We start from the raw sequence: 25,491 nt of genomic DNA on the forward strand, positions 1-25,491 counted from the left end.
AACTGACGGGTCAAACTTCCTCTCGACCTTCGTTAAACAGCGCGGGCAGGGTTCTGGCAGGTGACGACGATGCAGGGTTCCAGGAGCAGGATCGGCAAAGGCTGCGTTTGCGGCGTGTTTGCGGTGTCGATGGCGGCCCTCCTGTCCGGCTGCGACTGGTTTGACAGCAGCACGCCCGTCGATATGGGCAAGCTGCGACCGGGGCTCGACCGCGATGTGCCGGTAAGTGCGAGCTTGCCACCGCCCCCCGCCGGCCAGCAGTACGACCCGGCGATTGCACCGGTCGACACGATGCGCAACACGCCCCAGATCGGCTCGATCGTTCCGGAAAGCGGCGGTCAGAAAGCGCAGCTGGAAAAGCAGGAGAAGGAGGAAGAGGCCCGCGACGCTCAGGAACGCGAGGCCCGCGAGAAGGCTGACAACGCTGCGAAAGAGGCCGACAAGAACGCGGCCTCGGGCAAGCAGGCCAATACCACCGCCGGGGAACCGCCGACACAACCGGTCGCGCCACCGCGCGCGCCGGTGACGGGCACGCCTGTGCCGCCGCCTGCAAACGGCCCCCTTCCGGCGCCGGCCGGCGCCAAGCCTCCCGGTTCCTGAATCGACGGGTTCGCTGACCCCTGAGCGCAAGGAAGAACCAATGGACGACTCTGAATTTCACCGCTTGAAGCGCCTTCCGCCGTATGTGTTCGCGGAAGTGAACGCCATGAAGGCGCGCGCCCGAGCCGCCGGACACGACGTCATCGACCTCGGCATGGGAAATCCCGACCTGCCAACCGCGCCGCATATCGTGGCCAAGCTTGCCGAAGCTGCCGCCAATCCGCGCGCCCATGGATATTCGGCGTCGCGCGGCATTCCCGGCCTGCGCAAGGCGCAGGCCGGGTACTATCAACGCCGCTTCGGTGTCGAACTCGATCCAGAGAACGAAATCATCGTGACGCTGGGATCCAAGGAGGGCCTGGCGAACCTCGCCCAGGCGATCACTTCGCCGGGTGACATCGTGCTGGTGCCCAATCCGAGCTATCCGATCCATCCTTACGGCTTCATCATCGCCGGAGGGTCGGTGCGGCACATCCCGGTGCCCGGGAGCACATCGACCCAGGAGTTTCTGCCGGCGCTCGAGCGCGCGGTGCGCCATACGGTGCCCAAGCCGATCGCGTTGGTGCTGAACTATCCTTCCAATCCGACCGCACAGGTCGTCGATCTCGACTTCTATGCGGCTGTCGTCGATTTCTGCAAACGGCAGAACATCTGGATTCTGTCGGATCTCGCCTATGCGGAAATTTATTTCGACGGCGTGCCACCGCCTTCGGTGTTGCAGGTCGCGGGCGCTCGCGAGATCGCAGTCGAATTCACCTCGATGAGCAAGACCTACTCGATGGCCGGCTGGCGTATCGGCTTTGCAGCCGGCAACAGGACGCTGATCCAGGCGCTGACGCGCATCAAGTCGTACCTCGATTACGGCGCCTTTACACCGGTTCAGGTGGCGGCGACCGCGGCGTTGAACGGGCCGCAGGACTGCGTTGCCGAGGCACGCGCCACCTACAAGGAACGCCGCGACGTGATGATAGAGGGGCTGACGGCGGCCGGCTGGGCGCTGCCTCCACCATCCGCCAGCATGTTCGCATGGGCGCCAATCCCGCAGGCCTTTGCCGAACTGGGATCGCTCGCCTTCTCGAAGCTTCTGCTCACCCAGGCCAACGTCGCGGTCTCGCCAGGCATCGGCTTCGGCGAGCATGGCGATGGACATGTCCGCATTGCCCTGGTCGAGAACAAGCATCGCATCCGCCAGGCCATCCGCAATATCCGCCAGGTGATGGCCGACCCCTCCCGGGCGGTCGATCTCTACCTGCGCGGCGTGGGCGACAACATCACGCCCCTGAAGGCTCGTGCCTGATCCATTCCCGTCGCGTCAGGGAACCATGAATTCTCCTCTCAGAATCGGCATTGCCGGGCTCGGCACGGTGGGCGCTGGTGTGGTCAAACTGCTGGCCGAGCACGGCCGGCTGCTGTCCCTGCGCGGCGGCCGCCCGCTCAAGCTGGTCGCTGTCAGCGCTCGCAGCAAAGCCAAGAAGCGCGATATCGATCTTTCCCGCGTGCGCTGGGAGAAGGATCCGCTGGCGCTCGCCGCGGCACCCGACGTCGATGTCGTGATCGAGCTGATCGGCGGCTCGCGCGGCATCGCGCGACAGCTCGTTCAGAAGGCGCTTGCCGCTGGCAAGCACGTAGTGACCGCCAACAAGGCGCTGCTCGCCATGCACGGCACCGAGCTTGCCACGCTGGCCGAGAAGAAGGGACGCATCCTCGCCTTCGAGGCGGCCGTCGCGGGCGGTATCCCCATCATCAAGGCGCTGCGCGAAGGCCTGGTCGGCAATCGGGTGAGACGGCTCTATGGCATCCTGAACGGCACCTGCAACTACATTCTGACGACCATGCGCGAGACCGGGCGCGACTTCGACGTGGTGCTGGCCGAAGCGCAGGCTGCCGGCTACGCCGAAACGGATCCCAGCTTCGACGTCGATGGCATCGACGCCGCTCACAAGCTGGCGGTGCTCACGGGCGCTGCGTTCGGCTGCAGGGTGAATTTCGAAGGCGTGCATGTCGAAGGCATCCGCCGCGTGACGTCCATGGACATCCAGTTCGCCGAGGAACTGGGCTACCGCATCAAGCTGCTTGGCCTCGCGCGCGGGACGCCGTACGGCATCGAGCAGCGCGTCCATCCCTGCATGGTCTCGCTCGAGGCGCCGATCGCCCATATCGAGGGCGTGTTCAATGCCGTGGTCGTGGAAGGCGACTTTGTGGGCACCACCATGTTCCAGGGCCGCGGCGCGGGGCAGGGCCCTACGGCTTCCGCCGTCGTGGCCGACCTGGTCGACGTGGCGCGCGGCCGGGACATGCCGGCCTTCGTCGTGCCGGCAGCCCGGCTCGCGGCCAAGAAAGTCTCTCCCATGGGCCGGCATATTGGCGCGTATTATATGCGCCTGATGGTGCAGGATCGGCCGGGCGTGATCGCGGCGCTCTCAAGCGTGCTGGCGAAGGAACGGATTTCGGTGGAGTCCATGCTGCAGCGTGGCCGCTCGCGGTCGGCCGAGGTGCCGGTGGTGCTGACCACGCACGAGACCGAGGAGGCGGCCATGCAGAGGGCCGCGGCGCGCATTGGAAAGCTGCGGGCAGTGGCGGAGGAACCCTGCCTGATCAGGATAGAGGCGCTTTGAAGGGGGCGTTCCAGGAGACGGAGGAAACGATGGCTGACATGGGCAAGATGGACCGCAACCTGGCACTGGAGGCAGTGCGGGTCACGGAAGCGGCCGCGCTTGCGGCCTCCAAGCTGATGGGGCGCGGCGACGAGAAGCAGGCCGACCAGGCCGCCGTCGATGCCATGCGCACGACGCTCAATTCGCTGGCCATCGACGGCACGGTGGTGATCGGCGAGGGCGAACGCGACGAGGCGCCCATGCTCTACATTGGTGAGAAAGTGGGTACAGGTGGCCCGCAAATCGACATCGCGCTGGATCCGCTCGAAGGCACGACCATCACCGCCAAGGGACTGCCCAATGCGCTCGCGGTCATGGCGATGGCCGAGCACGGCGGCTTCCTCAACGCGCCCGACGTCTACATGGACAAGATCGCGGTGGGCGGCGGCTTGCCCGACGGAATCGTCGATCTCGACAAGAAGCCGGCCGACAACCTCAAGGATCTGGCGAAGGCCCAGAAGGTCGAGGTTGCCGATCTCGTGGTCTGCATCCTCGACCGGCCGCGCCATGCCGAGCTGATTGCGAAGGTCCGTGAAGCGGGCGCGCGTATCATGCTGATCGGCGACGGTGACGTGTCCGGCGTCATCGCGACCTCGACCGGGGATTCGGGGATCAGCATCTACATGGGCTCGGGCGGGGCGCCGGAAGGGGTGCTGGCCGCCGCTGCGCTGCGCTGCATCGGCGGCCAGATCCAGGGGCGCCTCCTGTTCCGCAACGACGACGAGAAGGCCCGCGCCCGCAAATGGGGTATCAAGGACCTCAACCGCAAATACGCGATGACCGATATGGCGAAGGGCGATGTGATGTTCGCCGCCACCGGAGTCACCTCGGGTTCGATGCTGAAGGGCGTGCGGCGTTTCGGCAACGGCGCGGAGACCCATTCCATTGTCATGCGCTCCAAGACCGGCACGGTGCGGTGGATTTCGGCCAATCACAATTTCTCGATAAAGACTGGTCTGCCGAGCTGGGCTTAGTCATTCTTTCCGGACGCGGACCTTCGGTTCGCGTGCCTGAGCGGAGTCCCGCTTCACGGTCCGGATGACAAAGACAGGGAGTGCCTTGGTCGTCGCCTTTCTGTCGTCGCTGGCGCTACCCGCCGCGGCGCAGGACGTCTGCGGCCTCCTGCCGTCTGCCCAGTCGAGGGACCCCGATCCGTTCTCTGCCTACATGCCTCCGATCGACAGTGCGCAGTCCTTGCCCAAGGAAGGCGTGTTCACGCTCAAGCTGCGTCCGGTCTCCGAGGTGATCTATCCGGTTGCTCCCGAGCGCGGCAGCGACAACGGCAACGGCGGCATCGTCACGCTGGAATATCTGCCGGCTGGTCGCTATCGCATCGTGTTGTCGGAAGTGGGCTGGATCGACGCGGTCCAGGAAAACAAGCGCCTTCCGATCCTCGGCGCGGACCGGGCCACGAACTGCCCCGGCACTCGCGAAAGCGTGCAGATCCAGGTCAAGGGCGCGCCGTTGACGCTGCAGATCGGCGGTGTAAAGGCGAATCGCGTCAATATCGCCGTCCTGCGACTCTGGCCGTTTGAATGGAAGTGGTAGTCGACCGGCGGACGATCGGGCGCATTGCCCACAGCCTATGAATGCCGAGCAGGTGGCGTCCATCCGTTGGACAACTACATTGTCGGCATGCCATCCGAAGTCCGCAGCGCCCGTGCCGCCTTTCTCGGTGTCGAACGATCGCTTACTGGCCGGCGCTGGGCCGAACGGCTGGCGGACGAGCGCATGGCGATCGCGATGGCGCAGCGTCACGGCCTGCCCGAGGCGATCTGCCGGCTGTTGGCAGCGCGGGAGGTCGATCTCGAGGGGGTGCCGGATTTCCTCGAGCCGACGCTACGCAAGTTCCTCCCTGATCCCTCGCATCTCAAGGATATGGATGCGGCGGTCGCACGCGTGGTGAGCGCCATCCAGGCCGGCGAGCGCATCGCGGTGTTCGGCGATTACGACGTGGATGGAGCGACGTCGTCCGCCCTGCTGTTGCGGTTCCTGCGCAGCGTCGGCGGCGATGTCTGTCTCTACATTCCCGACCGTCGCAAGGAAGGCTACGGCCCCAATACCGCGGCGTTGCTCAAGCTCAAGGAAGATGGGGCGAGCGTCGTTATCACGGTGGACTGCGGCGTCACCGCTCATGAGCCACTGGCCGAGGCGAGGCGGGCCGGGCTCGACATGATCGTGGTCGACCACCATCAGGCCGAGATCGCTTTGCCGCCAGCCGTCGCCGTTGTCGATCCCAATCGCGTCGACGAGGCGAGCCCGCACAGGCAACTTGCCGCCGTAGGCGTGGCCTTCCTGCTCGCGGTCGGAGTCAACCGGGCGCTGCGTGGAATTGGCTGGTACGGCGCCTCGCGGCCGGAACCGGATCTGCGCCGCTGGCTCGATCTGGTGGCGCTCGGAACGGTCGCCGATGTCGTGCCGCTGACCGGCATCAATCGTGCACTGGTCCGCCAGGGGCTGCGCGTCATGGCCGATCGAGGCAATGTCGGCCTCGCAGCCCTTGCCGACGTGGCGCGTCTGCGTGAGCCGCCGGGTGCCTATCATCTGGGCTTCCTGCTCGGGCCGAGGGTGAATGCCGGCGGCCGCGTCGGCCAGGCCGATCTCGGCGCGCGCCTGTTGTCGAGCGACGATCCGCACGAGGTGGGTGCCCTGGCGCTCAGGCTCGATGAGTTCAACGCCGAACGCCGTGCGATCGAGCGTGAGGTCCTCGACCAGGCGATCCAGAACATCGAGCGCGCGTACGGTGCCGGGCGGCAGTCCCTGCCGGCGGCGCTTGTGGTGGAGAGCGAGGGCTGGCATGTCGGCGTGATTGGCATCGTTGCCAGTCGATTGGTGGAGCGCTATGGCCGTCCGGCTTTTGTGATCGGCATGGATGGCGAGATCGGCAAAGGCTCCGGCCGGTCGGTGCGCGGCGTCGATCTGGGCGCGGCCGTAATCGCGGCACGGCAATCGGGATTGCTGATCAATGGCGGCGGCCACGCCATGGCCGCCGGTCTGACGGTGGCGCGGGAACAGCTGGCGGCGCTGGCGCGGTTTCTCGACGAACGTGTGGCGCCGCAGCTCGGCGCTGCTCCCGCCATTCGCGAGCTCGGAATCGATGCGGCGCTGACCCCGGGTGGGGCCACGGAGGAACTGGTCGCCATGATCGAGCGCGCCGGTCCGTTCGGCGCCGGCAACGCTTTGCCGCGCTTCGCCCTGACCGGCGTCCGGGTCGACTACGCCCAGCCCGTCGGCGAGGGACATGTCCGCTGCACCCTGGTCGGCCAGGAGCGTGGGCGAGTCGACGCGATCGCCTTTCGCGCCGGCCAGACGCCGCTCGGCGCGGTGTTGCTTGATCGCGCCAAGCCGGTATTGCACGTCGCGGGCGCCCTGCGCCTCGACCGCTATAACGGCCGGCAGAGCGTGCGCCTGCAGATCGACGATGCGGCATCGGCTGCCGGAACGGTGCTCGGTTAGGCATTTGCCGCGCGGTTCAGCGCCTTGATTTCACTGCCGGAGCCCGTTACACCCACCCGCTCTCGCGGCCTCGTCCCCATCGTCTAGAGGCCTAGGACATCGCCCTTTCACGGCGGTAACAGGGGTTCGAATCCCCTTGGGGACGCCATCCCTGTGCAAAAGAGAGAACTTCTGCGCCCGACTTTGAAGAGTCGTTGCGCCCCAGTTTCTCCAGGAAGGTAGGAGATCCCTCAAGCCGGACCGTAGAGTGAGATCACCGCTCTTCTGGACTTCCTGCAGGCGAACAATATCCTCGTCCTCACTGGCCGCGGCTCACCCGTCGTGCCGTCTGTCGAAGCCTATTCGTGTCCTCGGTCAGGATTTCGCCGGTTGCCACGTCGAGCGCGACGCCGTACGCGCGCCGCGCCCGCTCGACTGAGACTTTCCCTTCCGCGACGTCGAAGGCGACGAGCGCCGGATCGCGGTCGAAAGGGTTGCCCCAGCCACCGGCGCCGGCAAGGGCATGGCGGAACACGTCGTCGCGACGCACGCTATGGCGAAACTTGCTCGGCATTTGCCGGGTGGCGCCGCCAGGGTTCAGGATGTTCATCGATGGCGTTCCCGACCGGCCGCCCCGAAGTCCGTAGGGCAGGTGCTTCTGGCGGTCGGCGCGTACCTGGAGGGTTCCTTCGGCTTCGAGGAAGCGGTACTGGCGGACCAGCGCCGAACCGCCCCGGAACTTCCCTGCGCCTTCCGAATCCGGCACGTAACCGTATCGTTCGATCAGCAAGGGATACTCGGCTTCGACAATCTCGATCGGGTTGTTCGAGAAATTGACGACCGAGCTCGACGCCGCATCCATCCCGTCGCGGGTCGGCCGCCCGCCCCAGGAGCCGAACAGGAACTCGAGAAAGACGAAGGGCCGTCGCTCGGCATCATAGCCACCGAAGCTGATGCCGGTATCGCCGCCCATCTCGCAGGCGAAGACGCGATCCGGGGCGATCTTGGCGAGCGCTCCAAAGATCGCATTGGCGGCACGGAAGCCGGTCAAGCCACGCGCTGCAACGGCGGCCGGCATCACCGGATTGACGATCGTCCCTGGTGCGGCGATCACCTCGATCGGCCGAAAATAGCCCTCGTTGTTTGGCGGATTGCCGCCGATGAGGTGGCGGACGCAGGCGTAGACCGCGGATTTCGTGAAGGGCAGGGGCGAGTTGATGGCTCCCTTGACCTGCGGCGCGCTGCCGGTGAAATCGGCAATCAAGCGGTCGCCGGCGATCGTGATCGTCACCTTGATCGGAATTTCGCCGGGATCGATCCCGTCGTCGTCGATCCAGTCCTCGAAGTCGTAGCGCCCGTCCGGCATTGCCCGGATCGCATTCCGCGCCAGCCGTTCGGCCTGATCGAGCAGCGCATCGAGGCATGCCGCAAAGCGCTCGGGACCGTATTTCTCGATGAGGTGCAACAGTGCCTTCTCGCCCGCCGAGCAGGCCGAGAGCTGGGCGCGGACGTCGCCCAGGACCTGCCGCGGCACGCGCACATTCCGCTCGATAAACGCGAAGACGGCATCCACTGGACGTCCCCTGTCGTAGAGCCGAAGCGGCGGGATCCGCAGACCCTCCTGGAAAATCTCGGTGGCATCGCAGCCATTGCCGCCCGGCGTCATCCCGCCGACATCGAGCTGATGGCCGACTGTCGCCGCCCAGCCGGCAAGCATGCCAGCGCGATATACCGGCTTCAGGATGTAGAAATCGGGAAGGTGGGTGCCACCCTCGTATGGATCGTTGAGGATGAAGACATCGCCAGGCCGGACCCCGTCGCCGAATTTTCGCCGGACATGGCGCATCGCATCAGGGATCGAGCCGAGGTGAAGCGGCAGGGTCATTCCCTGCGCGATGAGCCGGCCTTCCGCGTCGCAGAGTGCGCAACTCATATCCATCGAATTCTTCAGGTTGTTCGAGTAGGCGGTGCGCACCAGTGCAATCGCCATCTCGTCGACGATCGCATCGAGTGCATGTTTCACCAGCTCGAGGAGGATCGGATCGCTGACCTCGCGCGCGTCCATGTCACGTCTCCACCGCGATGATGATGTTGCCGAGCGCGTCGAGCCGCGCAGTGCAGTCGGGAGGCACCAGCGTGGTCGCATCGTATTCGTCTATCAGGAGCGGGCCGGGCCGCGCGCTCTTCGCGAGATCGAAGCGGCCGATGACGGGCGTCGAAAGCTGTCCGAGTCGCGCGCCGAAATAGGCGAGCCGCTGCGCCTGGCCGGCAGTCGGTTCGGTGGCCGGGCGGATCGCCTGCCGTCCGGTCCCTTGCGGTACGCGGGCGATAACCCGCAGATTGACGATCTGGATGGGGTCGCCCGGGGCACGATGGCCATAGGTGCGCTCGTGCTCGCGACCGAAATCCTCGGCAATGGCTGCGGCAAGCCCTCCAGCATCGAGATCCGGCACCGGAACGGTCAGCTCGAACGACTGCCCGGCATATCTCGCATCAACCGCCGAAGTGGTCGCCAGTTGCTGGCGGTGACCTTCCGTCAGCGTCAGATCCCGCGCCTGGTTGGCGAGCGCCGCGAGTTCGCGCGCCAGGTCGCCGTCCGCGACTCTGTCCAGCGGTCGGTTGAAGGTCCTGACGAGGTGGTGTTCGACATCGGCCTCGAGCAGACCGAGCGCGCTGAACACCCCCGGGGCGAGCGGCACGAGGACGCTGCCGATCTCGAGCGATCGCGCCATTTCGGCGGCGAGCAGCGGGCCATTGCCGCCGAAGGCGATGATCGTGAAGTCGCGTGGGTCGCGGCCGCGTTCGATGGTGACGGCGCGCACGGCACGGGCAATCCCGGCGCAGCCGACCAGGTAGACACCGTGCGCCGCCTCGTCGATCGAGAGTCGCAACGGCCGCGCGATCTGCTCCTCGATTGCCCGCCGTCCCTTCTCGGCCGCAAGCACCAGACCGCTGGGCAGCCGGTCCTGCGCCAGATAGCCGAGGGCGACGTTGGCGTCGGTAAGCGTCGCGACAGCGCCGCCGAGATCGTAGCAGACCGGGCCGGGAACAGCCCCGGCGCTCTGCGGTCCGACATGGAGCGCGCCTGCGTCGTCGACGGTGACGAGGCTGCCGCCGCCAGCCCCGACCTCGGCGATATCGATCGCCGGCGTCCTCAAAAGGTAGCCGCCGCCCTTGTTGAGCCGGCTCCCCTGGGAGATGGGCCCGCCGATCTCGAATTCGTTCGACCGCTTGATCTCGTAGTCCTCGATCACCGAGGCCTTCGCCGTCGTCCCGCCCATATCGACGCTGATAACGTTCGGCGCGCCGACCCGGCGCGCCAGCGCCGCCGCGGCGATGACGCCGGCAGCCGGGCCGGATTCGATGATCTGGACCGGACGCTGACGCGCCCGGCGCGCACTCATGACTCCGCCATTCGACTGCATGATCAGGATCGGCGCCGTCATGCCAAGCGAGTCGAGCCGGGTTTCAAGTGCGGAAAGATACTGGCCAATGACCGGCATCACATAGGCGTTCGTCACTGTCGTGCTGGTACGCTCGAACTCGCGAATCTCGGGCAGCACCTCGGACGACAGGGAGAGATGCAGACCGGGCAGCCGAGCACGGACCGCGGCCGCGACCGCGCGCTCATGGACCGGATTGGCGTAGGCATGGACGAGGCAGACTGCGAGGGACTCGAGGTCCTCTGCAAGCATTGCGTCGATGACCCGGTCAATGCTGCGCGGGTCGAGCGGCCGCAGGATGTTGCCCTTATGATCAAGGCGCTCCTCGACCTCGAAACGCCAGCGCCGCCGCACGAGCGGAACTGGGCGCTGCTGGTCCATGTCATAGAGGCGGGATAGCCTGATCCGGCCAATCTCCAGGAGGTCTCGGAAGCCCTCGGTGGTGACAAGCCCCGTCCGGGCGCCGCGGCGCTCGAGTATGGCGTTGGTCGCGACGGTGGTACCGTGAATGAGCTCGGCGATCTCACCCGCGGCGATGCCCGCGCTGGCGAGCAGCTCGCGGACTCCTTGCAGGATCGCGTCTGCATAGTTGGCAGTGGTCGAGAGCACCTTCCGAGTGGTGGCGCGTCCGTCGGGCGACAGCAGCACAAGGTCCGTGAACGTTCCCCCAACATCGGCGCCCAGGCGCCAGCCGCCCGGTTCAACCCTGCTCATATCACCTCCCGCCGCTGGACTGGGTCCGGCCTGGTGCCAGCCTGCTCCGATTGCAACAAGTCGCGCCTCGAAAGTCGTTCGTTGCGGCCGAGCCTCAGCCCGGCAACCCCGCGCGGCACAAAGATCACGAAGACCATGATGACGAGCCCGAAGGCGATCAGATTGTAAACGACTCCAACGAAGCGAAGTCCTTCGCTCATCATGAAGAGCAGCACGGCGCCCAGCGCCGGCCCCCAGATCGTGCCGATTCCGCCGAATACCGCCATGCCAAGAATCATCGCGCTGGTCAGCGGCGACGCGAGATTCGGGTCTACAAGCCCGATCGAGAAGGCGTAGAGGCCGCCGGCGAGCCCGGCCAATGCGGCGCTCAACGCGAAGGCGTAGAGCTTGTAGACCTTGATGTTGATACCGTGGCTTTCCGCGAGGACCTGATCCTCGCGGATGGCGCGAAACGCCTTGCCCGCGTCGGTGTGCTCGCATACGGTCAGCATGAGTGCGATCGCAGCGGCCGCGATGCCGAGCACGACGAGATAAAGCGTCTCGTTGTAGCGCAGAAGAGCAGTCGGAAGACCCGGGAGCGTGCCGAAATCGTGCATGCCGAAGGGACCACCGGTCATCTGTACCCAGTTTTGCGCCACCAGCCGAATGATCTCGGCGAAGCCGAGTGTCACGAGCGCGAGGTAGTGGCCGCGAAGTCGAAGCGCCGGGAATCCCACGCAAAGGCCAACCAGGCTGCACAATATGGCTCCGGCCACGAGACCGAACCACGGCGAAACGTGGAGGTGATAAGCGAGGCCAGCGGCGGTATAGGCGCCGAGCGCAAAGAATCCGGAATGGCCGAACGAGATCTGACCTGCATAGCCGCCTAGCAGGTCCCAGCTCGCCGTCACCAATGCCCAGATCGCGGCTTGGATCAGAAGGTTGAAGAGAAAGGGATGCGGCACGGCAAACGGTACCGCGGCCGCGGTCGCGACGGCGCCGACGAACCAGAGCCATCGTCGCGTGGATCGGGTCATGATCATCAGCGGTCGGCCCGGCCGAGCAGGCCCTGTGGCCTGATCAGGAGGATGAGGATCATGATCGCGAAAGCGATCACGTTCTGCCATTGCGAGGGAATGACCAGGACCGACAGCGTCTCGACAATTGCGATGACGAAGCTCGCGAGGAGCGCCCCGGCGAGATTGCCGAGACCGCCCAGGATCGTGATCGCGAAGGCCTTGATGGTGAACGCGAAACCGACGGCCGGATAGACGTTGAAGAGCGGCGCCATGAGAGCGCCGGCCATTCCCGCCAAGGCGACGCCCAGCGCGAGAGCGAGGGTGAAGATCATGCCGAGATTGATGCCCACTGCCTGGGCTGCGTCAGGGTTCAGGGCAACGGCCCGGATCGCCATGCCCTGGCGATGAAAATGCAGGAACGTGAACAGAGCCACGAGGGCCAGGGTCGCGACCGCGAGAATCAGCAGCCGTTGGTAGCTCACCGCTGTGAAGCCGAGATCGAGCATGCCCCGGGCGAAGGGGGGAACGCGAAGATAATCGCCGCCGCCGATCGCCAGCAGTGTGCTCTGGAGGAAAGTCGAAAGCCCAAGCGTCAGCACGAGGAAGAGCGGCCCTTGCGGCCGGCGGCCGAGGCGTCGCTTCAACGGTGCGATCAGTAGCGGATAGACGGCGAGCCCGAGCAGGAACGATCCTGTCGTTGCGGCGAGAAGACCGAGCGCCGGCGAGAGATGGAGCAGCACGACAGTGGCAAAGACGATGTATCCGCCGATGGCGAAAAACTCGCCATGCGCGACGTTGATGACGTCAAGCACGCCGAAGATCAGGGTCAGCCCGGTCGAAAACAAGGCATAGATGCCACCGAGGACGATGCCCAGAATGAGGAACTCGACGATCGACTCGAGCATCGGTCAGGCGGCCTCCGAGCCCAGATAGAGTCGCCGGATGCGGTCGTCAGCGAGCAGCTCGGCGGGGGTTCCGTCAAAGGCGTTTGTGCCCATTTCGAGCACGAACACGCGATCGGCCGTGTCGAGGATGACGCCGGTATTCTGTTCGACGACGAGCATCGCGATCCCCTGTGCGTTCAGCTTCCGCAGCGTCTCATAGACCTCGTCGATAAAGCGCGGGGCGAGGGCCGCCGAAGGCTCGTCGAGCAGCAACAGCTCTGGCTTGATGATGAGCGAACGGGCGATCGCCAGGAGCCGTTGTTCGCCGCCGCTGAGGCTGCCGGCGAGCTGCCGACGCCGCTCGCGAAAAAGCGGAAAGCGGTCGTAGACCTCGCGGATCGCGCCGCGGACGGTGCCCGTGTCGCCGACGCTGTAACCACCGAGCAGCAGATTCTCCTCGATCGTCATCTCGGCGAAGAGCCCGCCGGCTTGGGCGACGAAGCCGACCCGCCGTCGCATCACCTGGTCAGGCCGACAGCCATTCAGGATCTCGCCGCGCAGCGCAATGCGGCCCGAAAAAGGACGGATGTAGCCGAAGATCGACTTCAGAAGCGTCGATTTGCCGGCGCCATTCGGGCCGATGATGCCAACGATCTGGCCAGGCGCTACCGAGAGGGAGACCCCTTGGAGGATCTCCAGTCGGTCGTAGCCGGCGCGGACGTCATTGACCTCGAGTATCATGCCTGGGCGGCCCTTTTGCCGAGCAACGCGTTGATCACGCGCGCGTCCTCGCGGATCGATTCAGGCGTTCCCTCGGCGATCTTCTCGCCATGGTCCATGACCACGATCTTGTCGCAGAGGCGCATCACGAAGTTCATGTGATGCTCGATGATGAGGAATGTCTTGCCTTCGCGGCGCAATGCGACAACCGCGTCGGCGATCGTGTCGCGCACGACCGGATTGACGCCGGCGAGAGGCTCGTCGAGCAGCAGGAGATCCGGGGACATGGCGAGATTCATCGCCAGTTCCAGGAGTCGTTGCTGGCCGACCGACAGGGTGTCCGAAGCGTCGCCGACAAGGTGGGTCAGTCCGAACCGCTCCAGCCATTGCCGCGCCGGGACTTCCCAGGCCGAGCGTCCCCGGCCCATGGCCGCGATCTCGAGATTCATCCAGACCGGCAGGTCGCGGAAGATCCTCACCGACTGGTAGGTCCGGCCGATCCCCTTGCGGGCGATTTCGTAGAGGGGAAGCCCGTCGATGCGCTCGCCCCGATAGCGGACCACGCCCCTGTCAGGGCGAAGCACGCTCGTCAGCAGATTGAAGAGCGTGCTCTTTCCTGACCCGTTCGGACCGATGATTCCGACCACCGACCCACGCTCGACCTCGAACGAACAGTCGTCCACCGCGACGACGCCGCCAAAGCGCTTGCTCAGTCCTTCGACCGAAAGGACGGCGGCAGGTGCTTCGGCGGATGTGCCCAGGGACGCTTGGTGCATGACAGGACAGCTACTTCATCTCCCAGGCGTAGGGCGGGACGGCCTTGTAAGTGCCGCCGGCCGACTTCGCGACAGCGGCGGGATAGATCGGCACGGCCTTGCCGTTCTGAACCTGCGCGACAACGGTCTCGATGGGCATCCGGTGACCTTCCTCGAGCGGGGTGAACTTGCGGTCGCCCCACGCGGTCTGGAACGTGGTCTTGGACAGAACCGCACTGATCTTTTCGGCGTCGAGACTGCCTGCCTTCTGGATCGCGTCGATCGCGACCAGCGCGGAATCGTGCGCTTGCACCGAGAAGTTCGTCGGATCGCGGCCGGTCTTCTTCTTGTAGGCCGCCATCATCGGCTCCGAGACAGGAGAGTAGGCGGCGGGCCACCAGCGGACGTTGACGATCGAATGCTCCATGACCTTGGCATTTTGCTCGATGAAGCTGCCTGCGGCAGCGGTCGCGCCCATGTGCGCGATAATCGCCGGCACCTTCAGCTCGTACCATTGCTCATAGAGAATTGGCGCGCTCGAGCCGTAGATCTCGCCGATGATTGCCTGCGTCCCGGAGCGCTTGAACTTCGCCATCTGCGCCGTCATGTCGGTTGCCCCGTGATCGACAAATTCGTCGGCAACGACTTCGACCTTCGGCTCATGTGCGGCAAACCACTCTCTCGTGGTTTTCGAGAAATCGCGGCCGGAATCGGTGTTCTCGTTCAGCATCGCGACCTTCGCCGGTTTGACCCACTGCCCCACAGCCGCCGCCACCGACTTTGCGATGTCGCTTGCTGTCGGGCTCAGCTGGAAGACGTACGTCATCTTCCGCTCGGCGATCTTGTCGCCGACCTTCAGCGAGGCGGCGCAGCAGTCGACGACCGGCACCTTTGCCTTCTGAAACTCGTCCATGACACGGGTGAACACGTCACTGCTGATGAATCCGACGCCGATGTCGATCTTGTCGACCGACAAGGCGCGGGTAACGACGTTCAACCCGACATCGCCCTTGCCCTCGGTATCGTAGAAGATCACCCGGAGCTTATAGGGCTTGTCGAGCTTTACGCCCGCCGCGTTGGCATGTTCAACGGCGACCTCGATTCCCGCCTTCATCTGGGCACCCACGTCGGCGGTAACGCCAGTCACGGGCAAGAAAGCTCCGATCTTGATCTCGTCCTGCGCCTTGACCGGGCCGGCCGCGGCAAGGGCAACAACCGTGAGGCAGATACCAGGCGTGCCAACCCACCACTTTCCCATCGCACCCTCCCTTGAACGTGTCGTCGGAACGACGCGTGCTCGTTCTTTGTTGATCGTCACCCGACAGGCCAGATCATACGGCCCGTCCGACGATAGAAGATAATCGAAAAGAAGATGGCAAACTGATAAAGATACTCTGTCATGAAGGCCACCTTCATACAGATCGAAACCTTCTACTGGGTCGCGCGGCTCGGTTCGTTCCACGCGGCGGCACGTCATCTTCGGCTGACCCAGCCGACGATATCGGCGCGCATCCGCGAACTCGAAGCGGGCCTTGCGGTCACGCTCTTCGACCGGGTCCATCAGCGGGCCGAGATCACGGCGGCGGGCCGCGACATCCTCGCAAGGACGAGGCAGATACTGCGGCTCGCCAACGACCTCGAGCAGACGGTGCAGCAGCGCGATCCGATGCGCGGGTTGTTGCGGCTCGGTGCCGTGGAATCGGTCGCGCTCATGGCATTGCCGGAGCTGCTCTCAAAGCTGACGGAGAGCTTCCCCGAGTTGCGGGTCGAGTTGACCGTGGATGTCGGCACCTTGCTCAGCCGCAAGCTCAACGCTCGTCAGCTCGACCTTGCCATCGTGACGGATCCGGAGCCGGACGATCGCGTCGTCGCGAGAAAGATCGGCAGCATCGAGCTGGGATGGATCGCCTGTCCGCGGTTAGCTCTGCCCAAGCGCGAGCTGGAGCCGTCGGACCTTGCGCAGCTCCAAATTATTACCAATCCCGAGCCGTCGACATTGCATACGATCATCATGGAGTGGTTCGGCCGGGCCGGCCTCGAACCGGAGCATCTCAGCGCCTGCAACTCACATACGCTCATGTCGCAGCTTGTTTGCGCCGGCCACGCTATTGCCGTCTTGCCCTTCAGAACATTGCGGTCGGAGATTCGATCGGGAAAGCTGAAGGTATTGACGACCAGGCCTCGCATCGCACCACGTCCGCTCTTCATATGCCAGGCCCGCGAAAGTGCTAACCGTGGAACCGACACGATCATTCGCATTGCCTGCGAGGTGCTCAAGCAGAGTGGGTTGGTGGTGTCACCCTAAGAAAACTCCGCCGATGTAGAGGAAACGGACACACTACCGCGCATGGATGCGAGCCGGCCTGGGAGTGGCCCACTTCCGCGAGCTGCGCGGCAGGGAATTGGGCTTTTCACTCAATTCCCTGAAGAGCTGGCTCTCGCGTCGCCGGCGATATTGCAAGCGCTAGGCATAGCGCCAACCCTTGTCCCATCCGACGCCGCTCCTGGCGCGGTGCGAACCGCCGTCCGTCAAAGCGCGCCTACGGCCTTCAGATAAAGCTGGCTCGCCTCCCGCGTCAGGGCACCGGGTTGGCCGTTGCCAATGAGACGTCCGTCGACCTTCGTCACGGGCGTCACGCCGCCCAGTGTTCCGGTCACGAAAGCCTCGTCCGCAGAATAAACCTGCGCCAGGGTGAAATCGCACTCCCGCGCGATGCCGCCCGCGTTGCGCCAGGCCGCAATGACGTTGGCCTGGGTGATGCCCTTGAAGTTGTAGAGACCTGTCGAAGTCCAGAGCTCACGCTTGCGCACGATGAAAAAGTTGGTCGAATTGCAGGAGGCAACGAAGCCCCTCGGGTCGAGCATCAGTGCCTCGTCCGCTCCGGTCTTGATCGCCTGGATCAGCGCCTGGATGAGATTCAGTCGGCTATGCGAGTTGAGCCGCAGGTCGAACTGATCCGGGCCGGTGGTGCGGAAAGTCGAGGTGAAGAGCGCATAGCCGCGGGCCTTTGCCTCCGGCAACGGCGTCTTATATTCGGCCACGATCACGATCGTGGGCTTACCAACGGCAAAGCGCGGATCCTGGTTGGGCGTAGTCTTGATGCCGCGTGTCACCATCAGGCGTATGTGGACGCCATCGCTCATGCCATTGCGGTCGAGCGTGTGCCGTACCGCCTCGATCACGCCTTGCCGATCGAGGCCAATATCGAGATCGATCGAGCGCGCGCCCTCGAACAGCCGATCCATGTGGGCATCGAGGCTGATCAGCTTGCCCTTGACCAGCCGCAGGCCCTCCCACACGCCGTCGCCGAGCGCAAAGCCTGCATCGAATATCGACACGCGCGCCTCCTGGCGCGGCACCAGATCGCCGTTCACGTAGACCAGCACCTTCTCGTTTCTTGCATCGGGAAGGTAGCCCTGGGCGCTGCCGGCCTCTGTTGCACTCATTGTATGCCTTCCTAGAAGCTGAATTGTCGGTGGCTGGCGAGGAAGGCGCGGGTGCGGTCCTGCCGCGGGTTCTTGAGCACCTCGTCCGGCGGGCCGTCCTCGAGAATGGTGCCACCGGAGAGAAAAATCACCCGTGTCGCAACGTGGTAGGCGAAGCCGAGCTCGTGCGTGACCAGGAGCATGGTCCGGCCTTCCTCGGCCAGCGCCCGGATCACGTTCAATACCTCGCCGACCAGCTCAGGATCGAGCGCCGACGTCGGCTCGTCGAACAGCAGTAGCTCGGGATCCATGGCGAGCGCGCGGGCAATGGCCACGCGCTGCTTCTGGCCGCCGGAAAGGTGTGCCGGATAGGCATCGGCCTTGTCGGCAAGGCCGACGCGGGCGAGCTCCTTTTCGGCACGGGCCCGCGCCTCGGCCCTGGATTTGCGGCGAACGGTGCGCAATCCTTCCATCACGTTGCCGATCGCGGTCATGTGGGGGAAAAGATTGAACTGCTGGAACACCATGCCGACCCGCTGTCGCACTCCTGTGAGCTCGCTCTCGCGATAGACCCTTTGGCCGTCGCGGCGTTCGCTGCCGAGTATCCGGCGATTGAGCTCGATTCGACCGGCTGTCGGCAATTCCATGAAGTTGAGGCAGCGAAGCAAGGTGCTCTTGCCGGATCCCGACGCACCCAGGATGGCGATGCGCTCGCCGCGCTGCACCTCGAGATCGATGCCGCGCAGCACGTCGACGGCGCCGAAGCGTTTGACGAGACCAGCGGCTTTCAGAATCGTCACTCGTCCCTCTTCAGCCGGCGTTCGAGCAAATAGGTGAACTGCACGAGCGGCCAGAGGAGAACAAAGAAAATCACAGCGATCGCTGTGTAGGCTTCGATCGGATTGAAGTTGAGCGAGGCGATCAGCTTGCCCTGCTGCAAGAGCTCGACATAGGCGACAGCCGAAGCAAGGGTCGACATCTTGAAGATTTCGATGGCGCGATTCGTCAGCGCCGGCAGCATGCGTTTGAGGGCCTGAGGCAGAATGATGCGCCGCATCGCCTGGCCCCATCGCATGCCGATCGCTCGCGCGCCATCCCACTGGCCGCGTTCGATCGACTGGATGCCGCCGCGATAGATCTCGGCCGAAAAGGCCGCCGAATTCAGTGAAATGCCGAGGGAGGCGGCTGCCAGAGGGCTGATCTCGAATGGAAGCAGGATCGGCAGGGCAAAGTAGAACCACAGGATTTGCACGAGCACGGGCGTGTTGCGGAAGAATTCTACGAAGATCGTGGCCGGCACATAGAGCCATCTGTTGTGTGCATAGCGGGCGAGACCGACCACCAGCCCGAGACCGAGGCCGAGCACGAGACAGATCGCGAACAGGCGAAGCGTGCCCGCGAGGCCTGCCAGCAAGGCATCGGTATTGGCGAAGACTGATGCGAAGTCCCAATGCGCGGCCATCAGTGCACCGTGGACTCGCCGCTGACCGCCAGTCGCCGCTCGAGCCCCCGCCCCAGGAGGCTGAACACGTAAATCACGGCGAAATAGATCAAGGCCGCGACCGTGAATGTCTCGAGCGGCCGGAACGTCTTCTGGGCGATGTCGCTGGCTTCAAACAGAAGATCGGCATAGGCGATCGTGGCCACGAGTGTGGTCGTCTTCATGAGTTCGATGGCGCGCTCGAGAAAGGCCGGAATCATGCGCTTCACCGCCTGAGGCAGCACGATCCGTCCGAGCGTCTGGCGGCGCGTCAGGCCGATGGCGAGCGCTGCTTCCCACTGGCCGCGCTCTACCGAGACGATGCCGGCGCGGAAGACTTCGGCGAAAAAGGCCGCGGACTGGATCGAGAAGGTGACGCAAGCCGCCAAAAACGGCGTCATTTCGATACCGGCAATCAGCGGCAGGGCGAAGAAGAACCAGAAGAGCTGGACGAGCGGCGGTGTGGTGCGGAACACCTCGATGACGAGCCCGGCGGGCCATGAAAGCCAACGCCGCGGCGACAGCCGGAACAGTGCGAGCGCGAGGCCGAGAACGAGCCCGCATGCGAGGGCCACTCCCGTGACCTTGAGCGTGTTCAGCAGGCCTTCCGCCAACAAGGAAGCATTGGCCAAGACCGGCGCGAAGTCCCAGCGATACATGGAGGCGGCAGTCCGGCTGATGCGATCTGCGCTACCTGATCATTTCCTTCATGATTGGAGGCGCGAGTTTGGGATCGAGGCCGAAGTCGGTGAGGGCCTGTTCGTACCACTTCTCCGTCTGGCCGCTCTGGTAGTAGGCGGCGAGTTGCTTGTCGACCCAGGCCACGAACTCGGTATCACCCTTGCGAAGAGCGACACTGCTCGCCTGCGACTGGGCAGGGGACGGCACCACCAGCTTGCCCTTGCCGAGTTTCTGCCGTGCGGCGAGCAGAGGCGGATGGAACAGGCACACCGCGTCGACACGTCCCGACTGGAAGGCCGCGATGGCGGCCGCATTGTCGGGAAAGCGTTCGATGTCGGCCTTGGGTGTGTGCTCGGTGAGGAACCGATCCATCGACGAAGCCTGCGGCACGGCAATGCGCATGCCGGGCTTATTGAGATCGTCCCAGGCCTTCACCGCCAGGTCGTCGCGCGTCAGGATCGCCAGAGAATACCAGAGAAGCGGCGAGGCCGGAAAATCGACCGCCTGCTTGCGCTCGGGCGTGGCGTCGATCGTGAACATGAGGTCGATCTTGTTCGCCTGAAGAGCCGCGATCGAATTCCCCCAGCTCACCTCGACGGTTTCCATCTTGACGCCGAGTGTCCTGGCCATCGCCTCTCCCATGAAAATGCCGACGCCGGAGGTCCATTGGCCGGTCTTCGGATCCTTGGAGAACCAGGGCGGCGCCTGCGTGACGCCGACACGAAGCGTGCCTCGCTTCTTTACCTCTTCGAGCGTGCCCTCGGCGGCACGCGCGACGAAGGGAAGGGCGAGCAGCCCGCCGGCTGTCGCAAGTGCCGTGATCATGGGGCGTCGGTTGATCGTCATGTCTTGCCTCCTCGTTTCTTGCTCCCAGCAGCGAAAAGTTCGGGTGCAGTGGGTGCTTGGTCATTCTGCGCAGCACGGCGCAGGCGAAATTGCCAGCCGCGGCGGAGCCAATCCAGCCTACTCTGTTTTGTGGTACCCGCGGGATAACAGGGAATCTCCCGGCACGAACAGGGAACGGGCACGGAGGCGTGCACTATGGCGGGCCTCGGTGGATCGTTAGTGCGCGCGCCAGGCCGCGGCTTCAGAAGGACCGGCGTTGCAGGCGGCCGCGACCAGGGCAGCGGTCAGCAGGGCAGCCTGACGCAGCTCGCTTTGCGCCACCTTGTCCCGAGTATCGGCCGGAGTGAGAACGACACGAAGGTTCGCTGTCGGGTCGTCGAAGCCCGCGACCAGCCGGATGGCAGGAATCCCACTCAGGGCGAAGTTGGCGTGATCCGAGTTGATCATCAGCGGACGAACTGTGCGCAGTGAATGGCCATTTTGCGCCGCCACCATTAGCAAGAACGGTTCGACGCTAGCATACCCGCTGGTGAGCGCGGCGATATCCGGGCTTCCCGCCACCGAATCGAGGTTGATGTTGAGCGCGATCTTTGCCCTGTCGATCTCCCCGAGGGCAGCCACATATTGCGCCGAACCGGTGAGCGCCCATTCCTCTACGCTGAAGAACATCACCCGCAGGCCGCGACGGAAATTCGCCACCTCCGGGGAGAGCGCCCGCACGACGGATAGCACGGCAGCGAGTCCACTGCCGTTGTCCATGGCCGACTCGGCAAGATCGTGACCATCGACATGAGCGGACAGGACCACCCAGTCGTCGCTGCGGCCGGGATAGTCGTAGACCAGCGATTCTGTCTCCGCGGCCGTCTCCACGGTCTCGATCAGCAGGGTGGCAGTTGGCCATCCGTGGGCCGTCCGCGCCAGGCGGGCTGCAGTCTCCGGAGCGATTCCCAGGGCGGGAATTCCGTGACCGCCGTCTCTACCGGACGATCCGGCCACGACGTTTCCGGGGAGGGGACCCGCGATCAGGAAGCCCACCGCACCTCGTTCGCGCGCCATGTCGTACTTGCGCCGGCGATGGATGGTGCCGGCGGCAAACATCAACTCGTGCCGCACCAGAACGATGCGGCCCGCGATCTCGTCCGCATGCGTGGCAAACTCTTCCGGCGTGCCGCGCCCCAGATCGATCACCTCGGCGGTCAGTCCCTCCTTGCCGGTGGCGATCGTGCGGACCAGCGGATGACAGGCCGCCTCGCTGCCGTCGTGCAATCGCAACACCGCCTTCTTCGCCGTCCAGCCGTTGTAGGTCACGGGAATGGACCGGCCTGAATTGGCGGGGGAGGCGGCTTGCACGCGTTCGCGCAGTAAGGCGAAGGCGCGGCGCTCGCTTTGCGTTCCGGCGAGGCGGCCACCGCAATCGCAGATATCGTTGAAATCTTGCCACAAACCGACGTCGCCCGCGATTCGGGCGGCCAATTTCGGATCAAGACGCATCAGGCGAGGCTCCTGCCGGTACGGTTCATTTGCCGAGCTTGCAATCGATGAGGTCGAGGAACGCTGTCGCGAGCATCGACGGCTCTCGGTCGCGACGATGGAAAACGCCGATCTCGTAGAGCAGCGTCGGTTCGAAGGGGCGAACGACCAAACCGAGATGGGCGAAGCTGCGGGCGGAGAGCCGGTCGACGAGCGACCATCCGGCACCAGCGGCGACCAAGGCACAGAGGCTGGCGAAGAACTCCGCCTCCACGACCGCGTTCAGCGTGACGCCGGCTTTGGCGAAAGTGCCGAACAGGCGAGTCGGCACCTGCATCGACCGTGACGGCGCCACCATGGGATGAGGGGCGAGGAGCTCCGGCGTCAGTACCTTGCGCGATGCCAGCGGATGGCCCGGCGGAAGGATCGCGACGCACGGCATCTGGTACTTGCGGAGCTTGGTCGCCGCGTCGTCGACTGGGAGTTCCGCAATGCCGAGATCGAAGCTTTCGCTCGGCAGGAGCTGGCTGACGACGTCGGAATGCCGCGAGATGAGGCGAACCGTGGCGCCAGGCCGCTCGGCGACAAACTCCGCCACCAGTGTCGGCAGGAGGGAGATGGCGGCGGAAGGATGGCTCGCGATGACGAGCTTTCCCGTCTGGCCGCCGCGGATCTGGGCGGTGGCGGTGGCCAAGCGATCGAATTCGCCCAGCATGCGGCTGGCCTCGGCGTAGAACAGCAGGCCTTCTGGCGTCGGCTTCAGTCGTCCGCCGGTACGCTCGAACAGGGAGAAGCCGCAGGCCTCCTCGAGCCGCGCGATCTGCGTGCTCACGGCGGGCTGCGTCAGGCCCATCGCCTGTGCCGCCGCCGTCACCGAACGATGGTCGATAACCGCCCGGAACGCCTCGAGAAGCTTAACTTCCATTAGCCCATAAACCCTGCTTATCGGCCTCAATGCCCTATTCTGGCCCATGTGTAGCAAATCAGCGGCCGAATCGGGATATCGAAAAGAGCCGGCATACGAATTGCTTATGTACCTGGGACGAGGCAAAGTTCGCCCAGGGAGAGAAACAGCACCCATGTCGGCAATGCCGATCATTGTTGCCGAGAAGGTGAGCAAGCGGTTCGGCGCGAACCAGGTGTTGACGCGCGTGTCGCTGCCGGTGATGGAGCGCGACGTGGTCTGCGTCGTCGGGCCGAGCGGCTCGGGCAAGACGACGTTGTTGCGGTGCCTGGCGCTTCTCGAAGCGCCCAGCGAAGGCCGTATCGTGATGCAGGGCGTGCCGATTTCGACGCCGGAGCAGGACAGGCGAGTCGCCAGTGCGGCGCGCGCCGTCCGCTCCGACATCGGGATGGTCTTCCAGCACTTCAATCTCTGGCCGCACATGTCGGTACTGGAGAACCTGATAGAGGCGCCGGTCCGGGTGAAGAAGCTCCCCAAGGCCGAGGCGGTCGCGATTGCCGAGAAACTGCTGACCAAGGTCGACCTGCTCGACAAGCGGGACGCTTATCCCGGCCGGTTGTCGGGCGGGCAGCAACAGCGTGTAGCGATAGCTCGCGCACTTGCGATGTCGCCAAAGGTGCTGCTGTTCGACGAGGCGACCAGCGCGCTCGATCCGGAGCTGCGCCGCGAGGTGCTGCTGGTGATGCGGCAGCTCGCGCAAGAAGGCATGACCATGCTGGTCGTCACCCATGAGATGGGATTCGCCCGCCAGGTCGGGACCCGCACGGTATTCATGGACAAGGGCGAGATCGTCGAGGAGGCGCCGGGCGCCGCCTTCTTCAACGCACCCAGGACGGAGCGCGCCCGGCGCTTCCTGCAGCAATTCGAGGAATGACGAAACTCTATCAGGGAGACAGGCCATGGGTGGGAAGATTTTCGGCGCATTGGCGCTTGCCGCGGCAGTCGGCCTTGGCTCAGCCGATCCAGCGATGGCGCAGCAGACACAGTCACGGCTGTTCGAGATCACGAAGAGCCACAAGCTCAGGGTGTGTCAGTTCCCGCTCTACTATTCGATTTCCTTCCGCAATCCCAAGACCGGGGAGCTCGAGGGCATCGATGCCGACCTCTCCAAGGAGCTGGCAAAGGAGCTCGATGCCAAGCTCGAGGTCGTGGAGACGAGCTTCGGCAGCTTCATTGCCGATCTGCAGGCCAACAAGTGCGACATCGGCATGTTCGGTGTTGGCGCCACACTGAAGCGTGCCCAGGCGGTCGAGTTCTCCAAGCCCTATCTCATCACCAACATCTATGCCGTGGTGCGCAAGGATGGCCGGATCAAGACCTGGGAGGATATCGACAAGAAAGGAATCAAGGTCGCGGTTTCGCTCGGCAGCTACATCGAGCCCTTCATGAAGGACTACCTGAAGAATGCCGACGTGATCTCGATCGCGCCGCCCAACACCCGCGAGGCCGAACTGGTCGCCGGCCGCGTGGACGTGGATATGACCGACTTTCCCACCGCGGTGAAGGTCACGGACGAGTTCGACTGGGCGACCTACGTGACGCCGAAGGAGAAGCTCGCGGTCACGCCCTACGCCTATGTCGTGGCACCGGGCGACCAGATCTGGCTGAACTACATCAACCTATTCGTTGACACGATCAAGATGGACGGCCGGCTGATGAAGTATGCCAAGAAGAACAAGCTTGGCCCGATCGTGGCGCCATAGGCATGTTCGGCGAGCCGGGAATGCGCGTGCTGGAGCCGGCCTGATCATGTTCAAGTACCAGTTCCGCTGGGACATCGTTCTCGGTGAAAATTTCGACTTCCTGATGTCGGGGCTGCAGATGACGCTCATCGTCTCTGCCATCACGCTGGTCCTGGCGATGATCGCCGGCCTGATCATCGCGCTCCTGGACATGTCACGCTTTCCGCCGGCGCGATGGGTGGGCCTGACGTTCGGCGAGCTGATCCGTAACACGCCGATCCTCGTGCAGCTGCTGTGGGTGTACTACGTGCTCCCCATCGTGTTCGGCGTGCGCATCGAATCGCTCACCGCACTCATCATCGGCCTGTCGCTCTATCAGGGCGCCTTCATCTCGGAGGTTTATCGTTCCGGTATCCAGAGCGTTCCGCGCGGTCACTCCGAGGCCGCCCAGGTGCTGGGCCTGTCACCGCTGCAGAACTTCACGCGCATCGTTCTGCCACAGGCGATCCGCATGACCTTGCCGCCGCTCGCCTCCAACTTCGTCCAGCTCATCAAGTATTCCTCGCTGGGCGCAGTCATCTCGGTAAGCGAGATTACGCGACGCGGCATGGAACTTTCGTCCTCGACTTTCCGGCCGCTCGAGATCTTCAGCTTCATCGCGGTCGTCTATTTCGTCATCTGCTGGCCCCTGGCGATGGGCATCCGTTTGTGGGAAGCAAAACTTAGGAATCGCTGACGC

General features: G+C 64.5%; 24 protein-coding genes, 1 tRNA gene and 1 pseudogene. 12 read left to right on the top strand and 14 right to left on the bottom strand.

Annotated elements, in window-relative coordinates; genetic code table 11:
- Positions 1 to 60 precede the first annotated feature (60 nt).
- From VH499_RS15535 to VH499_RS15565, 7 genes are all read left to right on the top strand, one after another.
- Complete coding sequence (locus tag VH499_RS15535) at positions 61 to 600, top strand: hypothetical protein (protein ID WP_332053648.1); 540 nt, start codon at positions 61 to 63, stop codon at positions 598 to 600.
- Between the two features lie 40 nt (positions 601 to 640).
- On the top strand, positions 641 to 1,897 hold the full coding sequence (locus tag VH499_RS15540) for an LL-diaminopimelate aminotransferase (protein ID WP_332053649.1): 1,257 nt from the start codon (positions 641 to 643) through the stop codon (positions 1,895 to 1,897).
- Positions 1,898 to 1,922: 25 nt separating this feature from the next.
- Positions 1,923 to 3,215 carry a homoserine dehydrogenase gene (locus VH499_RS15545; RefSeq protein WP_332053650.1) on the top strand — a complete coding sequence of 431 codons (1,293 nt, stop codon included), beginning with the start codon at positions 1,923 to 1,925 and terminating at the stop codon, positions 3,213 to 3,215.
- Between the two features lie 29 nt (positions 3,216 to 3,244).
- Positions 3,245 to 4,228, top strand: a complete 984-nt coding sequence (gene glpX, locus VH499_RS15550) for a class II fructose-bisphosphatase (protein ID WP_332053651.1) — start codon at positions 3,245 to 3,247, stop codon at positions 4,226 to 4,228.
- An 85-nt stretch (positions 4,229 to 4,313) separates the two neighbouring features.
- Positions 4,314 to 4,802 carry a hypothetical protein gene (locus tag VH499_RS15555; RefSeq protein WP_332053652.1) on the top strand — a complete coding sequence of 163 codons (489 nt, stop codon included), beginning with the start codon at positions 4,314 to 4,316 and terminating at the stop codon, positions 4,800 to 4,802.
- A gap of 87 nt (positions 4,803 to 4,889) precedes the next feature.
- On the top strand, positions 4,890 to 6,710 hold the full coding sequence (recJ, locus tag VH499_RS15560) for a single-stranded-DNA-specific exonuclease RecJ (RefSeq protein WP_332053653.1): 1,821 nt from the start codon (positions 4,890 to 4,892) through the stop codon (positions 6,708 to 6,710).
- 72 nt (positions 6,711 to 6,782) lie between these two features.
- A tRNA-Glu gene (locus VH499_RS15565) sits at positions 6,783 to 6,858 on the top strand.
- 150 nt (positions 6,859 to 7,008) lie between these two features.
- Here the strand turns inward: VH499_RS15565 and VH499_RS15570 are convergent.
- Genes VH499_RS15570 through VH499_RS15600 form a run of 7 tightly spaced genes read right to left on the bottom strand, consistent with a single transcriptional unit; the run spans position 7,009 to position 15,461 of the window.
- Positions 7,009 to 8,754: a hydantoinase B/oxoprolinase family protein gene (locus VH499_RS15570; RefSeq protein WP_332053654.1), complete on the bottom strand. Its 1,746-nt coding sequence runs from the start codon at positions 8,752 to 8,754 to the stop codon at positions 7,009 to 7,011.
- A 1-nt stretch (position 8,755) separates the two neighbouring features.
- Positions 8,756 to 10,846: a hydantoinase/oxoprolinase family protein gene (locus VH499_RS15575; RefSeq protein WP_332053655.1), complete on the bottom strand. Its 2,091-nt coding sequence runs from the start codon at positions 10,844 to 10,846 to the stop codon at positions 8,756 to 8,758.
- Positions 10,843 to 11,862: a branched-chain amino acid ABC transporter permease gene (locus VH499_RS15580; RefSeq protein WP_332053656.1), complete on the bottom strand. Its 1,020-nt coding sequence runs from the start codon at positions 11,860 to 11,862 to the stop codon at positions 10,843 to 10,845. The genes VH499_RS15575 and VH499_RS15580 overlap by 4 nt, the downstream gene beginning before the upstream one ends.
- 5 nt (positions 11,863 to 11,867) lie before the next feature.
- Complete coding sequence (locus tag VH499_RS15585) at positions 11,868 to 12,749, bottom strand: branched-chain amino acid ABC transporter permease (protein ID WP_332053657.1); 882 nt, start codon at positions 12,747 to 12,749, stop codon at positions 11,868 to 11,870.
- A gap of 3 nt (positions 12,750 to 12,752) precedes the next feature.
- Positions 12,753 to 13,469 (bottom strand): ABC transporter ATP-binding protein, encoded by a 717-nt coding sequence (locus tag VH499_RS15590; RefSeq protein WP_332053658.1) that lies wholly within the window; start codon positions 13,467 to 13,469, stop codon positions 12,753 to 12,755.
- Positions 13,466 to 14,224, bottom strand: coding sequence for an ABC transporter ATP-binding protein (locus VH499_RS15595; RefSeq protein WP_332053659.1), 759 nt, complete (start codon positions 14,222 to 14,224; stop codon positions 13,466 to 13,468). Before VH499_RS15595 ends, VH499_RS15590 begins: the two co-directional genes overlap by 4 nt.
- 10 nt (positions 14,225 to 14,234) lie before the next feature.
- Positions 14,235 to 15,461: an ABC transporter substrate-binding protein gene (locus VH499_RS15600; RefSeq protein ID WP_414709798.1), complete on the bottom strand. Its 1,227-nt coding sequence runs from the start codon at positions 15,459 to 15,461 to the stop codon at positions 14,235 to 14,237.
- A 141-nt stretch (positions 15,462 to 15,602) separates the two neighbouring features.
- On the opposite strand from VH499_RS15600, the pseudogene VH499_RS26170 reads away from it, so the two are divergent.
- Positions 15,603 to 15,734, top strand: a pseudogene (locus VH499_RS26170) (LysR family transcriptional regulator); the annotation flags it as partial.
- 117 nt (positions 15,735 to 15,851) lie between these two features.
- Complete coding sequence (locus VH499_RS15605) at positions 15,852 to 16,508, top strand: substrate-binding domain-containing protein (RefSeq protein ID WP_332053661.1); 657 nt, start codon at positions 15,852 to 15,854, stop codon at positions 16,506 to 16,508.
- Between the two features lie 224 nt (positions 16,509 to 16,732).
- On the opposite strand, the gene VH499_RS15610 is transcribed toward VH499_RS15605, so the two are convergent.
- From VH499_RS15610 to VH499_RS15640, 7 genes are all read right to left on the bottom strand, one after another.
- Positions 16,733 to 17,650 carry an aminotransferase class IV gene (locus tag VH499_RS15610; protein ID WP_332053662.1) on the bottom strand — a complete coding sequence of 306 codons (918 nt, stop codon included), beginning with the start codon at positions 17,648 to 17,650 and terminating at the stop codon, positions 16,733 to 16,735.
- A gap of 11 nt (positions 17,651 to 17,661) precedes the next feature.
- Positions 17,662 to 18,429 carry an amino acid ABC transporter ATP-binding protein gene (locus tag VH499_RS15615; RefSeq protein ID WP_332053663.1) on the bottom strand — a complete coding sequence of 256 codons (768 nt, stop codon included), beginning with the start codon at positions 18,427 to 18,429 and terminating at the stop codon, positions 17,662 to 17,664.
- Positions 18,426 to 19,091, bottom strand: a complete 666-nt coding sequence (locus VH499_RS15620; RefSeq protein ID WP_332053664.1) for an amino acid ABC transporter permease — start codon at positions 19,089 to 19,091, stop codon at positions 18,426 to 18,428. The genes VH499_RS15615 and VH499_RS15620 overlap by 4 nt, the downstream gene beginning before the upstream one ends.
- On the bottom strand, positions 19,091 to 19,768 hold the full coding sequence (locus VH499_RS15625; RefSeq protein ID WP_332053665.1) for an amino acid ABC transporter permease: 678 nt from the start codon (positions 19,766 to 19,768) through the stop codon (positions 19,091 to 19,093). The genes VH499_RS15620 and VH499_RS15625 overlap by 1 nt, the downstream gene beginning before the upstream one ends.
- 31 nt (positions 19,769 to 19,799) lie before the next feature.
- Positions 19,800 to 20,636 carry a transporter substrate-binding domain-containing protein gene (locus VH499_RS15630; RefSeq protein WP_332053666.1) on the bottom strand — a complete coding sequence of 279 codons (837 nt, stop codon included), beginning with the start codon at positions 20,634 to 20,636 and terminating at the stop codon, positions 19,800 to 19,802.
- 216 nt (positions 20,637 to 20,852) lie between these two features.
- A complete protein-coding gene (locus VH499_RS15635; RefSeq protein WP_332053667.1) occupies positions 20,853 to 22,127 on the bottom strand; it encodes a M28 family metallopeptidase in 1,275 nt (424 codons plus the stop codon).
- Between the two features lie 25 nt (positions 22,128 to 22,152).
- Positions 22,153 to 23,031 carry a LysR family transcriptional regulator gene (locus VH499_RS15640; RefSeq protein WP_332053668.1) on the bottom strand — a complete coding sequence of 293 codons (879 nt, stop codon included), beginning with the start codon at positions 23,029 to 23,031 and terminating at the stop codon, positions 22,153 to 22,155.
- Positions 23,032 to 23,185: 154 nt separating this feature from the next.
- On the opposite strand from VH499_RS15640, the gene VH499_RS15645 reads away from it, so the two are divergent.
- From VH499_RS15645 to VH499_RS15655, 3 genes are read left to right on the top strand one after another with little or no spacing between them, the layout of a single operon-like run.
- Positions 23,186 to 23,944: an amino acid ABC transporter ATP-binding protein gene (locus VH499_RS15645; protein ID WP_332053669.1), complete on the top strand. Its 759-nt coding sequence runs from the start codon at positions 23,186 to 23,188 to the stop codon at positions 23,942 to 23,944.
- 25 nt (positions 23,945 to 23,969) lie between these two features.
- Positions 23,970 to 24,773 (top strand): ABC transporter substrate-binding protein, encoded by an 804-nt coding sequence (locus VH499_RS15650; protein WP_332053670.1) that lies wholly within the window; start codon positions 23,970 to 23,972, stop codon positions 24,771 to 24,773.
- A gap of 46 nt (positions 24,774 to 24,819) precedes the next feature.
- Positions 24,820 to 25,488 (top strand): amino acid ABC transporter permease, encoded by a 669-nt coding sequence (locus tag VH499_RS15655; protein WP_332053671.1) that lies wholly within the window; start codon positions 24,820 to 24,822, stop codon positions 25,486 to 25,488.
- The last annotated feature ends 3 nt before the right edge of the window (positions 25,489 to 25,491 follow it).

It is taken from the genome of Reyranella sp., assembly GCF_036558665.1.
Lineage (GTDB): Bacteria > Pseudomonadota > Alphaproteobacteria > Reyranellales > Reyranellaceae > Reyranella.